The organism is Sphingomonas cavernae (assembly GCF_003590775.1).
Lineage (GTDB): Bacteria > Pseudomonadota > Alphaproteobacteria > Sphingomonadales > Sphingomonadaceae > Sphingobium_A > Sphingobium_A cavernae.
The window spans coordinates 628349-642977 of the sequence record NZ_QYUM01000002.1 but is presented as its reverse complement, the minus strand read 5'-3'; the positions used below and the strand labels follow the sequence as shown (position 1 = coordinate 642977).

The following is a 14629-nucleotide window of genomic DNA, read 5'->3' as shown; positions in this document are numbered from 1 at the left end:
GAGAGCGGAGAAGCTGGATAGAGAATGATGACCGACATCCCCAACGCTCAGCCCGACAGCCGCGCCGACACCGTGCTCGACGCGCCCGACAAGATGGTGAAGGCGCGCGATCTGTTCGGGATCGACACCGACATGGAGATACCCGCCTTTTCGGAAGCCGATGAGCGCGTCCCCGATCTCGATCCCGCCTATGTGTTCGATCCCGACACCACGCTCGCGATCGCCGCGGGCTTTGCATTCAACCGCCGCGTCATGGTCCAGGGCTATCACGGAACGGGCAAGTCGACGCATATCGAGCAGGTCGCCGCACGCCTCAACTGGCCGTGCATCCGCATCAACCTCGACGCGCATATCAGCCGTATCGACCTGATCGGCCGCGACGCGATCGTGTTGCGCGATGGCCAGCAGGTTACCGAGTTCCGCGAAGGCCTGCTCCCTTGGGCGCTCCAGACGCCGACCGCGCTCGTCTTCGACGAGTACGACGCGGGCCGCCCCGACGTGATGTTCGTGATCCAGCGCGTGCTGGAGACCGAGGGCAAGCTGACCCTGCTCGACCAGAACCGCGTGATCCGGCCCAACCCGTATTTCCGCCTGTTCGCGACCGCCAACACGATCGGGCTCGGCGACACCTCGGGGCTCTATCACGGCACACAGCAGATCAACCAGGGCCAGATGGACCGCTGGAACATCGTGGTGACCTTGAACTATCTGCCCGCCGCCACCGAGGCGCAGATCGTGCTCGCCAAATCGGGCGAATATGACAAGCCCGAGGGCAAGCAGGTGGTGGAGAACATGGTCAAGGTGGCCGATCTCAGCCGTCAGGGCTTCATCGCGGGCGACATTTCGACGGTCATGAGCCCGCGCACCGTGATCACCTGGGCGCAGAACGCGTTGATCTTCAAGGATGTCGGCTTCGCCTTCCGTCTGAGCTTCCTCAACAAGTGCGACGAGGCCGAACGTCCGCTGGTCGCCGAATATTATCAGCGCGTCTTCGGCAAGGATTTGCCCGAAAGCGTGGTGGGGAAGGCGTGACTCAATAGCCCTCCCCCTTGATGGGGGAGGGTTGGGTGGGGGTGATGTTTGGCGTGAGGTGAAACCTATGAAGAATCATCCGCCGACTGGAGCTACATCACGAGCACGGCGATTGAGGAGCAGCCCCACTGATGCAGAGCAGGCAATGTGGCGATTGCTGCGTGACCATTTTCCCGAGGCGCGGTTTCGCCGTCAGGTTCCACTGCGTCACTTCATCGCCGACTTCGCGAGCCACAGGGCGAAACTGGTCATCGAGGTCGATGGGGGCCAGCATGGCGGCCCGAATGATGAGGCGCGGACTGCGATCATTGAGGCGGAAGGTTATCGCGTGATTCGGTTCTGGAACCCTGACGTGCTCGGCAATGCCGAGGGCGTTTCATCCTTGATCGCGGGCGTGTTGCACGAGCGTCACCCCCACCCAACCCTCCCCCATCAAGGGGGAGGGCTTGAAGGTGCGCATTCATAATGGCCGAGCAGACGCCCCTCGATCGTTTTCGCACCGTCCTGACGGGCGCGTCGCGCGCGATCGCGCACGAGCCCGAGGTCGAGCTGGCGTTCACCGCTGATGCGCCGGTGGCGGCGGGCAAGCATCTGAAGGTGCCGATGCCCGCGCGCAGTCTCCCGCCCGAACAGGTGGCGGAGGCGCGCGGTTTTGCCGATGGTTTCGCGCTGAAGCTCAGGCACCATAACGCCGCGCTTCATGTGAAGGCTGCGCCCGCCGAGGCGGTGGCGCGCGCGGTCTATGACGCCGCCGAGCAGGCGCGCGTCGAGGCGCTGGGCAGCCGGGCGATGGCAGGCGTGAAGGCCAATCTGACGCATGCGCTTGAGATGCGGATGCGCTCGGATCCGATCACGCGCGCTCGCTCGCGCGAGGAGGTGCCGCTGTCGACCGCGGTCGGATTGATGGTGCGCGAGCGGCTGACGGGGCAGGCGGCGCCCGAGGTCGCTGAGGCGGGGCTCGCAATGGTCCGCGACTGGATCGAGCAGAAGGGCGGCGCTGATCTCGACGCGCTTGCGCTGCTCGCCGACGATCAGGCCGCCTTCCAGAAGCTCGCGACGCAGTTGCTCGAGGATCTCGAACTCACCGAGGGCGATCTCGCACCCGACAGCGCCGATGATGGCGGCGACGAGGACGAGGGCCAGGATCAGGAAGAGAGCGAAGGCGAGGAGGGCGACGACCAGTCGAGCGGCGCCGAGGGGCAGCAGGACGCGCGCGGCGAGCCCGATGATGGCGAGACCGGCGAAGGCGAGCAGAGCATGGCGGATGAGGACATGCTCTCCGACATGGACGCCGAGGCCGATGGCGAGGGGGAGGAGGGGATGATGCCCGTGCGGCCCAACCGGCCGCTCTCCGATTTCTCGCCGCAGTTCGACTACAAGGCATGGACGACGCGCTTCGACGAGGTGATCGAGGCGACCGATCTGTGCGACGAGGACGAACTCGGGCGGCTGCGCGCCTATCTCGACCAGCAGCTCGTCCATCTTCAGGGCGCGGTCACCAAGCTCGCCAACCGCCTCCAGCGCCGCCTGATGGCGCAGCAGAACCGCAGTTGGGATTTCGATCAGGAAGAAGGGCTGCTCGATGCCGCGCGGCTGGCGCGCGTCGTCATTAACCCCACCCACTCGCTGTCCTACAAGATCGAGCGCGACACCGATTTTCGCGACACCGTCGTCTCACTGCTCATCGACAATTCGGGTTCGATGCGCGGGCGGCCGATCTCGATCGCCGCGATCTCGGCGGACATCATGGCGCGCACGCTCGAGCGCTGCGGCGTCAAGACCGAGATTCTCGGTTTCACCACGCGCGCGTGGAAGGGCGGGCAATCGCGCGAAGACTGGCTGGCGGCGGGACGCACGCCCATGCCTGGCCGGCTCAACGATCTTCGCCACATCGTTTACAAGAAAGCCGATGAACCCTGGCGTCGCGCGAAAAAGTCGCTCGGGCTGATGATGCGCGAAGGGCTCCTGAAGGAGAATATCGACGGCGAGGCGCTGCTCTGGGCGCACAACCGCATCGTCAACCGCCCCGAGGAGCGCCGCATTCTGATGGTGATCTCCGACGGCGCGCCCGTCGACGATTCGACGCTTTCGGTCAATTCGGGCAGCTATCTCGAAAAGCACCTCCGTCAGGTGATCCACTGGATTGAAAACCGGTCATCGGTCGAGCTCATCGCGATCGGCATCGGCCACGATGTCACGCGCTATTACCAAAAGGCGGTCACCATCATGGATGCCGAACAGCTCGGCGGTACGATGGTCGAGCAACTGGCGGGACTTTTCGACACCGACTGAGGAGGCAGCATGGGCAGGTCACAACTGGCGCAGATCAATGTCGGAACGCTTGTCGCGCCCGAGGGCGATCCCGGGGTCCAGCCCTTTTTCGACGCGCTCGATCGCATCAACGCGCTCGCCGAGGCAAGCCCGGGCTTCGTCTGGCGGTTGAAGGATGATCAGGGGCCGGGTGCCACCTATCTTCGTCCGACGATCGATCCGCTGTTCCTCATCAACATGTCGGTGTGGAACTCGGTCGAAACGCTCAGGGACTATGTCTATCGCTCGGCGCATAGCGAGGAACTGGCGCGCCGGCGTGACTATTTCCTGCCTGCCAAGCATGCGCATATGGCGCTCTGGTGGGTGCCCGAGGGCCATGTACCGACGATCGACGAGGGGCTTGCGCGCCTCTGGCATCTCGACCGTTATGGCCTCAGCCCGCAGGCCTTCACCTTCCGCAAGCATTTCGCGCCGCCGCCCTGCGAAGATCTGCGCGACGCGGCCTGAACCGCAACGCAAAGGGGCCGGAACCTTGCGGTCCCGGCCCCCGGCCCCCGACCCTCGCTACGCAACCGGAGGGTCGTTACATGGTGTTGCGCTTAGCAGCGGCGACCGTCCGAGCGGTCGATCGCGCGGCCGGCGAGTGCGCCGACACCCGCGCCGATGATCGTGCCCGCCGTCTTGTCGCCACGGCGGCCGACCACCTCATGGCCGAGCAGGCCGCCCGCGATCGCGCCGATGATCGTGCCGCCGGTGCCATTGTCGCAGCGATAGCCGCGATTGCTCCGGTAATAACGATCGCCGCGATAGCCGCGATCATAGCCGTTGTTCCGGTAGCTGCGGTCGCCGCGATAATAGCGGCCGCCGTCATAGTCGCGATAATAGCCGTCGCGCGCCATGGCGGGGGCGGTCGGGATGACCATAGAGCCGGCACCCATGGCAAGCGCGGCACCAACAAGGCTCAGTTTCTTCAGCATGACCAAAACTCCATTTGCGACCAAAGCCGTTTTCGGGTCGGCGTCTGCCCGATAATCCGGAACAGCTTTCGTCGACTGAGGCCGTTATGGAGCGATTCGGTTGAGCGCGTCCTGAACGCAGATGTTATCTGCCGTTCAGCCACATGCCGAATGGGGGGCGTGACAGCGTTGCGATTTCAGGCTGCGGCGATGTGTCCGGACGTCAGCCTTAGGTGTGGGGCAGGTCGCAATTCCACCGGGTCAGTCACGATTTCGGGCGGCGCGGTGAGGGTCGGCCGGCGGGACGGCTTCGCGTCATCCTGCGCGGCTTCGTAGCGCAGCCCTGCGCGCGCGGCCATCACCGCTGCCTGCGTGCGGTTGCTCACCGACAGGCGGTTGAGCAGCGCGCGGATCTGCACCTTCACCATCGCTTCGCTGCAATTGTGAAGCTTGGCGATCACCTTGTTCGAATGGCCCTCGGACAGGCAGCGCAACAGCGCCCATTGCTCTGCATCCAGCGCAAGGTTGCGAATTTCGCGGATTTCGTCGCTGGGGCCGGGCTCGCAGAATTCGTCGATGAAGATCCGACGGCCGCGGCTCGCCAGTCCCGCGAGATAAGCAAGATCCTCGCGCGAAATGTCGAGCGGCGCCGCCGATGCCGAGAGTTTCAGATCGCGCAGCGTATTGTAGACGTCGTTGTCCTTGCTGTCGCACAGCACGAGCCAGTTGGTCGCTGCGAGCTGGGGGATCTTTTCGGCGTCGCGCTGGCTGTTCCGCCCCGAATGGCCCGAATCGATATAAAGGATCAGATCGGATCTGAGCGCGCCTTCCCCGACAAGTTCCTCCGAAATGAACTTCAGGCTGGCGACGACATCCACCGCGCTCATGGCAAGCGATTCCGCCACAGATTCCCTGACAAAGGTTTCCCGGCAGACAATCACGCACGAAAAACGATGCTCCTGCATATTCAGCAATCCCCACCCATGCGCCCCCGCGCACCCAAAACACGACGCGTTGCGCAGCTCTCCACCGGATGCAGCCTATCCGCTTCACCTCGGGGGTTGCGCCCCGCGTTGCGCCGCACCGCGAAATTCGAAATTAAGCTTGGCGCAATGATATTTAGCAATTGTTAATCACCATTAACGCTTTTGATCAAGCGCCCGTGGATTATGCAGGCTCGTGACGCCGGGATTGGCGCAAAACCAACATTTCTGACGTGAATTTCTGCGCAAATCGGCGCGCTCACCGCTTAAGGCAGAGCCGCCGAATCAAGACGCGAAGCTATTGATTCGGCTGCAAAACCTGACTGCGTTGGAGGGTGTATATATCAAAAGTTGCAAAATCTGCGCATTGGCGTGTCATCTGCAACAAATCGTAAAGATCGCATCGAAATCACAGCGTCTAACGCATTTTCGATAGCGGATTGCGCGTTCGGTCAATCCCGCCCTCAAAGTTGATAGTTACCTCTAACCATTGAACAATATTTTACGCGCCGCGCTTCGCCTAGCTCTGGTGGCAGAGAGGTGCGGGCAAGAAGGGCTGCTCCGGCAGCGCCGAATACTCCGTGGCTGGTCGCGCTACGAAACTCAGGCGGCGTGCCTCTCATGTTTTGGACGACTAAAACTCGGAGTTGAACATGAAGAACCTGATCAAGCTTTCGGCCGTCGCCGCGATGGTCATCGCGTCGCCGGCATTTGCCGCTGCCTCGGATAGTGACTCGTTCACCGTCAACGCGAACATCGCGACGGCCTGCGTCATGGAAAACATCCAGAACGTCACCCTCGACCCGGTCAACATCGACACCAATTCGGGTTCGGGCGCACTGCTCCTCGCCAGCGACACCAGCAACAATTCGAACAAATTCTGGGTGAGCTGCAACCAGAACAACCAGATGACGATCGCCGGCAGTCCCGTGCTGCAGGGCAGCCGCGCGCTGCAGTCGGGCGACGATGCGACGTTCACCGACAAGCTGAACTACCGCGTCACCGCCGAGAACTACTACCAGACCGGTACGCAGCCGAGCTTCGGCAGCGTTGCGGGCGCCACCGCCAACCAGGGTACGACCCGCGGCGCAATCCATCGCCAGGTGCAGATGAAGGCAGAGGTCCGCCAGGCGGATAACGCCGGCAAGCGTCCGCTGGCGGGCACCTATTCGGGCACCGTGACCGTCACCGTTTCGGCGGTCTGACATTTCCGGAACGGCCGGCGCGCTCGCGCCGGCACTGCTCAGGCACTGAATTAGATAGGATCTAACATGAAGAAGTTTCTGCTTGTCGCCACTGCGGCGATGCTCGCCACCGCACCGGCCCACGCCGCACAGGATTCGTTCGATATCTCCGCGACCGTCGCCAAGACGTGTACGATGGACAATATCAACGACATCAACCTCGGCACGCTCGACATCAACACCGCCGCCGGTCCGAACGCGCTTGTCCTCACCGAGTTGCTTGCCGCTGAATCGGCCGGCGAATTCTGGCTGTCGTGCAACGACAGCAACAAGATGACTGTCACGTCGGCCAATAATGGTCGCCTGAAGAACCAGACCCGTTCGGTCAGCGCGACCGACGATCCGGGCTTCACCGACCAGCTCGTTTACGAGCTCAACGCCCAGAACTATCGCGATGGCTTCTTCGCGACCCAGCCCGGCTTTGCCGGCGGCATCAGCTTCGGGCAGGGCACGCCCCGCGCCGCGATCCACCGCAAGATCAACATGCGCGCGCGCACCAGCGCCCTCGCAAACTTCGGTGCTCGTCCGCTGGCTGGCGCCTATCAGGACACGGTGACCGTCGCGGTTACGACCATTTAAGACCTTGTAGATTACTGAACCTTGGATCGGGGAAGTCTCTGGGCTTCCCCGATCTTGTGTTTTCATAAGAGTCCGGGGGGATCGACGTGCTGCGCAACCTGATGTTGGGTATGAGTGTGCTTGGGTTGGCGTTGAGCGCGGTTGCGGCCGAGGCCGCGCGGGTCACGCCAATGGCGGTCGATCTTGCGCCTACGGGCAGCCAATCTGCCTCGCGCATCGAGGTTACCAACAATGAGGACCGCCAGTTGCCTCTGGAGGTCCGCATGTATCGCGGCGCCATCAGCGAGACCGGCGAGCTCGACCTGCAGCCCGCGGACGATCGCTTCATGGTGTTCCCGCCGCAAACCGTGATCGAGCCGCGCTCGCAGCAGGTTTTTCGGGTTCAGTATATTCCCGATGCGATGCCGGCGACGTCGGAAATCTATTATGCGGCGGTCAGTCAGGTGCCCGTGCCGCTCGATCCGAGCGAGTCGCGCATTCAGGTCGTGATGCGATTCAACGTTCTTGTGAACGTCGTGCCGTCGGGAACGACGCCCGATCCCGTCGTCAGCAATGTTGCGGTGGTCGATCGGGACATCGAGCTGCCAGCCGACGAAAAGCAGCCCGCCGAAAAGCAGGTAAAGCGCACCGAGAAACAGCGCGGGATCGAAGTTCGCATCGAAAACAAGGGCACGCGCTATTTTGCGGCGGGACGCACGGGATGGACCATCGCAGGCGCCGATGAAGCGGGGGCGCCGGTTTCGGTCAACTATACCGACGCGCAGATGAGCGACCTGATCGGCATGGGCATCGTCGCTCCTGGCAAGGCGCGCAAATTCTTCGTGCCCACAGAAAAGCTGCTCAAGACTGGCAGCGTCACCGTCACGCTCAAGCGCTGATCGGCACCAGGGGGGATGGCCGGAGAGCGCTGGTGAAACCACTATTTTGCAAGGTCGCCCTGACCGTGCTGGCGACGCACTCTGCGACGGCGTTGGCCCAGAACGTCCGCCCTGTCCCGGCGCAGCAGCCTCCGGCTGCCGGCACTGCCGACCCTGACGGCTTGCTCGCTGCCGCGCAGCCCAACACGGGCAAGCCGGACAAGTCCATGCAGCTCGTGCTGCCTCTTTCGCGTGGCGGGCGCCTCTATGGCGACGTCCTTGCCGAAGTGTATTCCGACGGCCGTGTCCGATACGACAGAACGTCGCTGATCGAACGGATTGGGCCAATCCTTTCCGAAAACGGACGGGCGCAGCTTGAAGCATCGCTGCCCCGGACCGAATTTCTCACTCCCGAAGAGGTGGCGCAGGCGGGCATCACGCTCAAATACAACTCTTCGCTGCTGGAGATTGCGGTCGATCAGATTGATCCCGCAATGATGGCCGTGCAGTCGATCGGTGAAGCATTCCGCAACAATCCGATCCCGGTCACACAGCAACCTCAGGACTTCAGCGCTTATCTCAACATCGTGAGTGATTTTCGGCTGACCGATTTCAAGGAATTCGAAGATCCGGGCGTGCTGTTGTTCGGCGCTGCGCGCTACAAGGGCGTCGTGCTCGAGCTCGATGGCGGCTACGATCCCGCGCTCACCGGCAGCAGCGGCTTCTATCGTCGCCAGGCCCTGCTCAGCTATGACGAGCCTGACAAAATGCGCCGCTGGAGCGCTGGCGATCTGCAGATCGGCAGCCTTTCGCTGGTTTCCGGCGCGCTGCTTGGCGGTGCTTCGGTCGAAAAGGGGCGGCGTGTCTTCACCGCATCGGCGCCATTGACCCAATTCGGGGGGCAGCAGGTGCTGCTCGACCGCGATGCCACGGTAGAGGTCATCGTTGATGGTCAGCAGGTCCAGACTCTGCAATTGGCCGCGGGCACTTACGATCTCTCGCAGCTCCAGGCGCAATATGGTGCCCGCAACGCGCAATTGTACATCACTGACGTCAGCGGCCGCCGCCAACTGGCATCCTTTGATCCTTTCTTTAATCCCGCCGATCTTGTCGCGGGTGAGACCGAATATGGCGCGGCCGTCGGTGTCCTGCCTTCGCGTTTCAACTTTCAACCCGAATATGGTTCGGACCCTGCCTTTTCGGGCTATTATCGTCGCGGGCTCAGCAATCGTCTCATCCTGGGCGGAGCGTTGCAACTGTCGCAGGATATCCAGGTCGCGGCAGCCGAAATCATCGTCTCGCCGCGTAAAATTCCGGGCCGAATAGAGGTTTCGGGAGCGGTCAGCACCGGGAATTCAACGGGCTTTGCGCTGCGCGGCGCCTATGTGGTGCAGTTGGGCAATGGTGTGAGCGGCAGCCAGTTCGCGGTCAACGCCGACTATCGCAGCAGCGGGTTTTCGACGCTCGCCGATTCGATAGGCCTTGCCCGTTTTCGTTCGCTGAACCTGACCGCCAGCTATTCGCAGAGCCTGAGCGAGCGAACGACGCTCATCGCGGGTGCGAATCTGTTCAGCCGCGAAGGCGCTCCCACGACACGGCTTGCCTATGTGGACGTTCTCCATCGTACTTCGCGCTACCGGCTCACCGCGGGTCTGGAATATGGCCGCGACGTGTTCGGACGGCAGTTCGGCGGTCGAATCACGATAACGATCCCGCTGGATCGCAAAACGCGCGCGGAGGCCGGCTATAACAGTCGCCGTAACGATGCCCGGGCGTTCGTGTCGCGCAGCTATGACGATACCGTCGGATCGTTCGGCTATGATCTGGGCGTTCGCAGCACCAGTGACGACAAGAGCGTCGACGGCATCGCCAACTATGTGGGCAACCGCTTCTATTCGCGGCTTGCCGTCACAACGTCGGGTAACAGCTTTGGAAGCATCGACCAGCGACAGACGGCGCGCCTCCAGCTTGGCTCGTCGATCGCATTTGCCGGGGGCGATTTCGCGATCGGCCGGCCGATCAACGACAGCTTCGCGATCGCCAAGCCGCATTCCAGCCTGAAGAATGAGCAGGTCGTCCTCGGCCGTTCGGTCAACGACGAGAAATACGAAGCCGAAAGCGGGCTTTTCGGCCCCGCGCTCAGCGGCCGCCTCAATTCCTACAATCGCCAGAATGTGATCTACGATCTGAAGGACGGCGGACAGGGCTATGACATCGGCACGGGCATCCACGTCGTAGAGCCGCCCTATCGCAGCGGCTATCGCATCGTCGTCGGCACCGACGCCAATGTCAGCGCCTATGGCTTCCTCAACTATCCGGGCAAGCGCGCGGTGCTGGTTTCGGGAACGATCGCCGGACTTGACGATAACGATTTCGAACGCCAGCCTTTCTTCACCAACTCGGCAGGACGCTTTGCGGTCATGGGACTGCGGCCTGGCAAAAGTTACCGCGTCACGTTGTTCAATTCGCAGAGCAGTTTCAACATAACCGTACCCGCGGATTCGGGATCGCTCCTCCAGTTGGGCGACATCGCTGTCGCTGCGGCGGAGCAGGGACAGGAGTGAAGGCCATGCGCGCACGTTACCGGATGCCCCTTGCGGCGTTGACCTTCGGACTCGCGCCCGCCGTGGCGCAGGCCGCCTGCGAACCCAGCCTTGTCGATGGCGCGATCGTCGTCCAGCTCATTCCTTCCGACGGGATGGACAGCCAGCAGCTCGTCGAGCGCTTCCATATTCGCATCCGCAATAATGGCCACAGCGATTGCGCGCTGCGTCTGGCGGTGGGACGCGATCTTGCGGCCTCGGACAATCGCTTTCCCAATTACACGCTCACGGGGCCCAGGGGCGTCGTTTCGCTGGTTCCGGTTGCCGCGGCGACTTCCAACCCCGATGCCTCGGTACCCGTCGCTATCCCGGCAGGCGCGCAGATTTCGATTCCCTACGATGTCCGCATGGCGGTGGGCTGGGGCGCGGAGGCGGGCGACTATCGTCAGGAACTGCAATATTTTGTGCTCCCCGAAAGCGGCCGGGAAGAGCTGGCATCGCAGCGTGCGCAGCTTTCATTGCGCATTCCCGCGACAGCACGCATCCGCTTTTCGGGCGCGCAGGGCGGCAACGGCCCAGCACGGATCGATCTCGGCACGCTTTCGCCCACCAGCGTGACGACCTCCCAGCCCTTTGGCCTGCGCGTCCTCAGCACCTCGGCCTATCAGGTGCAGTTCGCTTCGCAGAATGGCGGCGCACTGCAGCGCGTCGACGGGCCAGACCGGATACCGTACCGCCTGCTCATTGGCGGGCGGACACTCGACCTGACGGGTATTGATGGTATCAGCGTGGCGCGCCACACCAGCGCGTCAGGCGATCTCCACCCGCTTTCGGTGGTGGTCGATCCCGACCCGGAGCGCCATGCGGGCAGCTACGCCGATCGCGTCACGGTGACGGTGACGCCGATCTGAGGCGCACCGCGCCTCAGAAACAGTCGGGCGTCTCAGAAATGCGTAATGGTGAGGTTGATCGCAAGCGGTTCGGTCAGCCCGCTGTGCTGGACGCTGATCGGGCGTGTTCCGAATTTGGCGCCAGTGCGGTTCGCCACCTGCGTCCAGCCGTGCGCGCCGAGCTGGCGTGTCGTGCCGGCATAGCTGAACAGCACATGTTCATTGGCCGCAAGCTGGCGATAATTGGCCACGACCTGAAAGCCTTCCTGAACGTTGCAGCTTTCGAACACGCTTCCTGTCTGAAAGCCGTTGCCCTCGGAAACGAGTAGCGGAGAGCTGTTGATCTCGCAGCGCTCGGGCACGACCAGGCGGACCGCGAACGATCCGCTCGCTGTTTCGGCTGCGAATGCCGGCGTGGCGCCAGCCAGGGCGGCTCCGATGACGAAAACTGATCCAATATGACGGGCGTGACGCATGAGAGACCCTTTGCTCAGACCCTTCGACCACTATCGTTCAAAGGTTAATGAATGGCCCCTCAACGTTTTTTTGCTAATCGGCGTTCCGCACCGTAAAATTACGGACCGCGGCACGCGCGGGGGTATCGTCAAGGGCGGCATCGGGCAGGCGTATCGCGAAGGAAGATTTGATCGGCGCTCAAGATAGGGTATTTGCGCGAAATATGAGCCGCCTTTCGCTATCCAACTCGCTGAAGCTTCCGATCGTCATGGCACTGGCGCTCGCCGGCCCGGCACTCGGCCAGACTTCGACGTCCGTGACGCCACCGCCGGCCCTACCGCCGACCGTTGTGCCGGCCACTCCGCCTTCAACCATTCCCTTCATTGTGCCGCCGGCGCCACGCCCGTTGCCGACATTGTCCGCCGCGCAGTCGGCGTTTCTGGTCGCCTGGTTGCGCGGTGGTGAGGATCACGGGCTATCCGCCGGGCCCGAATCCGCGTTGCCGCCCCAGGGGGAAGCGTTGGTCAAAGCCGTGCTCGACCGCGCGCATGCGCTGCACGGCGGCCGCGTTCCGACGACCGACTTTTTGAGCATCTGGGCCCTGCGCCCCGCCGAATATGATCCCCTGCCAGGCTTTACCGAAGCGGTGGAGACCGACCGGCTGCCGCAATGGGTTGCAGGCCTTACGCCCCCTTATGCCGGCTATGACGGGCTGCGAAAGGGCCTGTCAGCCTATGAAGCGATCCGCGACGCCGGCGGCTGGCCCACGCTGACCGCCAAGTCCGACGTTACCGCGATCCGGTCACGGCTCGCAATCGAGGACAAGGCAGTCACGCCCGATGAGAAAATCGTCGATGCGCTTCAGCGCGCCCAGCGACGCTATGGCCTCAATCCTACGGGACTGCTGGATGCGCGGACGCTTGCTGCGCTCAACGTTCCCGTCGCGGATCGGATCGCATCGATCTCGGCGAACATGGAGCGTTGGCGCTGGCTGCCGCGCGAACTTCCCGTCAATCGTGTCCAGGTCAACATTGCCGCGGCGGTGCTGACGATGTTCGAGGGCGACCAGCCCGTCGCGTCGATGCGCGCGGTGACGGGGCGCCCTGGCAACGAGACGCCGATGCTGGCGTCGAGCATCCATTCGATCGTGGTCAATCCGCAGTGGAATGTGCCGAATTCGATCGCGACGAAGGAATTGTTTCCCAAGGGGCGCGCGGCGCTGCTGCGTGAAGGGTACAAGATCATCGGCACGCCGAAAACGGGCCAGCGAATCGTCCAGCCTTCGGGGCCCGGCAATGCCTTGGGCAGGCTGAAGTTCGACTTCGACAACCCGTTCGCGGTCTATCTTCACGATACGCCCGCCCGTGCGAAGTTCTCGAGCTATGACCGGCTGGCGAGCCATGGCTGTGTCCGGCTCGAAAAGCCGCTGCCGCTGGCGGAAATGATGCTCAAGAACGACCCGATATTCGCGGGGCAGGTCCAGACGGTAATCGACGCCGGCAAGACCCAGCGCGTCAAGCTGCCGCAGGAAGTTGCGGTGTATTTGCTCTACTGGACCGCATTTGCCAGCGGCAACGGAACCATGAACTTCCGCGCCGATCCTTATGGCTGGGACAAGCTGCTCGCGTCCAAGATCGACGCTTCCAATCGCCGCGCCGCGAATGTGGCGACGGCATCGAAGGAGTAAAGACATGCGTATTGCCCTTGTGACCCTGGCCGCCGCGCTCGCGCTCGCCGGATGCGGGCGCAGCGAGCCCGAAGAGCAGCCGCTCGATAACGTGGTTGTCGAATCCGAGGCGCCCGTGAATGATATCGCGCCGGTCAACATCGTGGCGCCGCCGCCTGAGGTTGCCAATGCCACCCCGCCCGCCGCGCCCCCGCCGGAATTCACCGACGACGAGCAGATGCTCGACGATGCCGACGCGACCGGCCTTACCGCACGGCTGCCCGCGCAGGATGACGTAGTGCCCGGATCAACCGAGAATGAGACGCGGCCTGCTGAATAGCTGCATTATTGGATGGTCAACGACCTGATGATATAGCCTGCATATGGATCGCCGTACCTTTTCCAGACTTGCGCTTTCGGGCATCGGCCTCGCGATGCTGCCGCGCTCGGTCGCGTTCGGAGCCACAGCCATGCCATCGGCGGGCGTCCCTTCGCCGGTGCCGATGCCCGCGGCCGTGCCTCCGTTTTCGCAACCAACGGCCTATGCGGCCAAGCCCTATGCGCGGCTTCTCGACCGCGCGCGCGCCGCGCTCGACCGGCATGGTGGCTCGATCGCGCTGCGTGACCGGGTCGCGCTTGCCGACTTCACGGCTGCTTCGCGTGATCTGCGATTTCATATCGTCGATCTGATCAGCGGCCAGGCGTCGTCCTATCTCGTCGCGCATGGGCGCGGATCGGATCCGGCGCATTCGGGCTGGCTCCAGTCATTTTCCAATGAACCGGGCTCGCTCGCGACATCGGACGGCGCCTACCGTACTGGCGAAATCTATTATGGCGTGCATGGCGCCGCCATGCGGCTTGCCGGGCTGGAGCGACACAACAACAATGCCGAAGCGCGCGCCATCGTCATCCACGGCGCGGACTATGTGAGCGAGGATCATATCGCATCCTGGGGCAAGCTGGGCCGCAGCGAGGGATGCTTCGCCGTCGCGCGCCACATGCTGCCGCAGGTGCTCGGCTTGCTTGGTCCCGGACGGCTTCTCTACGCCGACAAGCTCTGACGCCAACGCCGTGGCGCGACCGGACGCCATATGGCGGCAAGCGCGCGTCGCGCGCGCTTCCTTGACCAGAACCCGCATATCCGGCGCCGGA

15 protein-coding genes are annotated in these 14629 nt (G+C 63.1%); 12 read left to right on the top strand and 3 right to left on the bottom strand.

From position 1 onward, the window contains the following. Positions 1-27: 27 nt before the first annotated feature. The 4 genes from cobS (at position 28) to D3876_RS03280 (ending at position 3810) form a co-directional block, all read left to right on the top strand. Positions 28-1032 (top strand): cobaltochelatase subunit CobS, encoded by a 1005-nt coding sequence (cobS, locus tag D3876_RS03295; protein ID WP_119759659.1) that lies wholly within the window; start codon positions 28-30, stop codon positions 1030-1032. A gap of 145 nt (positions 1033-1177) precedes the next feature. Next, entirely contained in the window at positions 1178-1498 is a 321-nt protein-coding gene (locus D3876_RS03290) for an endonuclease domain-containing protein (RefSeq protein ID WP_238475221.1), read from the top strand. Continuing rightward, positions 1498-3324 (top strand): cobaltochelatase subunit CobT, encoded by a 1827-nt coding sequence (gene cobT / locus D3876_RS03285; protein ID WP_119759657.1) that lies wholly within the window; start codon positions 1498-1500, stop codon positions 3322-3324. Before D3876_RS03290 ends, cobT begins: the two co-directional genes overlap by 1 nt. A 9-nt stretch (positions 3325-3333) precedes the next feature. Further along, a complete protein-coding gene (locus tag D3876_RS03280; RefSeq protein ID WP_119759656.1) occupies positions 3334-3810 on the top strand; it encodes a DUF3291 domain-containing protein in 477 nt (158 codons plus the stop codon). A 92-nt stretch (positions 3811-3902) separates the two neighbouring features. Here D3876_RS03280 and D3876_RS03275 read toward each other — a convergent pair whose 3' ends face one another. Beyond that, the gene (locus D3876_RS03275) at positions 3903-4280 is read right to left on the bottom strand and encodes a glycine zipper 2TM domain-containing protein (RefSeq protein ID WP_119759655.1); all 378 of its coding nucleotides are present in this window, start codon (positions 4278-4280) and stop codon (positions 3903-3905) included. Positions 4281-4456: 176 nt separating this feature from the next. Beyond that, positions 4457-5146, bottom strand: a complete 690-nt coding sequence (locus D3876_RS03270) for a helix-turn-helix transcriptional regulator (RefSeq protein ID WP_182911850.1) — start codon at positions 5144-5146, stop codon at positions 4457-4459. Positions 5147-5895: 749 nt separating this feature from the next. Between D3876_RS03270 and D3876_RS03265 the strand changes: the two genes are divergently transcribed. The 5 genes from D3876_RS03265 (at position 5896) to D3876_RS03245 (ending at position 11376) form a co-directional block, all read left to right on the top strand. Further along, the gene (locus tag D3876_RS03265; RefSeq protein WP_119759653.1) at positions 5896-6447 is read left to right on the top strand and encodes a spore coat protein U domain-containing protein; all 552 of its coding nucleotides are present in this window, start codon (positions 5896-5898) and stop codon (positions 6445-6447) included. A 66-nt stretch (positions 6448-6513) separates the two neighbouring features. Then, entirely contained in the window at positions 6514-7065 is a 552-nt protein-coding gene (locus D3876_RS03260; protein WP_119759652.1) for a spore coat protein U domain-containing protein, read from the top strand. Between the two features lie 86 nt (positions 7066-7151). Next, positions 7152-7943: a fimbrial biogenesis chaperone gene (locus tag D3876_RS03255; RefSeq protein ID WP_119759651.1), complete on the top strand. Its 792-nt coding sequence runs from the start codon at positions 7152-7154 to the stop codon at positions 7941-7943. A 32-nt stretch (positions 7944-7975) separates the two neighbouring features. Continuing rightward, the gene (locus D3876_RS03250) at positions 7976-10486 is read left to right on the top strand and encodes a fimbria/pilus outer membrane usher protein (RefSeq protein WP_147417573.1); all 2511 of its coding nucleotides are present in this window, start codon (positions 7976-7978) and stop codon (positions 10484-10486) included. A gap of 5 nt (positions 10487-10491) precedes the next feature. Further along, positions 10492-11376 carry a Csu type fimbrial protein gene (locus D3876_RS03245; protein WP_147417572.1) on the top strand — a complete coding sequence of 295 codons (885 nt, stop codon included), beginning with the start codon at positions 10492-10494 and terminating at the stop codon, positions 11374-11376. 32 nt (positions 11377-11408) lie between these two features. On the opposite strand, the gene D3876_RS03240 is transcribed toward D3876_RS03245, so the two are convergent. Next, positions 11409-11831, bottom strand: coding sequence for a hypothetical protein (locus D3876_RS03240; RefSeq protein ID WP_119759648.1), 423 nt, complete (start codon positions 11829-11831; stop codon positions 11409-11411). A 203-nt stretch (positions 11832-12034) separates the two neighbouring features. On the opposite strand from D3876_RS03240, the gene D3876_RS03235 reads away from it, so the two are divergent. Genes D3876_RS03235 through D3876_RS03225 form a run of 3 tightly spaced genes read left to right on the top strand, consistent with a single transcriptional unit; the run spans position 12035 to position 14538 of the window. Beyond that, positions 12035-13498, top strand: coding sequence for a L,D-transpeptidase family protein (locus D3876_RS03235; protein WP_119759647.1), 1464 nt, complete (start codon positions 12035-12037; stop codon positions 13496-13498). A 4-nt stretch (positions 13499-13502) separates the two neighbouring features. Continuing rightward, entirely contained in the window at positions 13503-13817 is a 315-nt protein-coding gene (locus tag D3876_RS03230) for a hypothetical protein (RefSeq protein ID WP_119759646.1), read from the top strand. Positions 13818-13860: 43 nt separating this feature from the next. Beyond that, a complete protein-coding gene (locus D3876_RS03225) occupies positions 13861-14538 on the top strand; it encodes a murein L,D-transpeptidase catalytic domain-containing protein (protein WP_119759645.1) in 678 nt (225 codons plus the stop codon). Positions 14539-14629 lie beyond the last annotated feature (91 nt).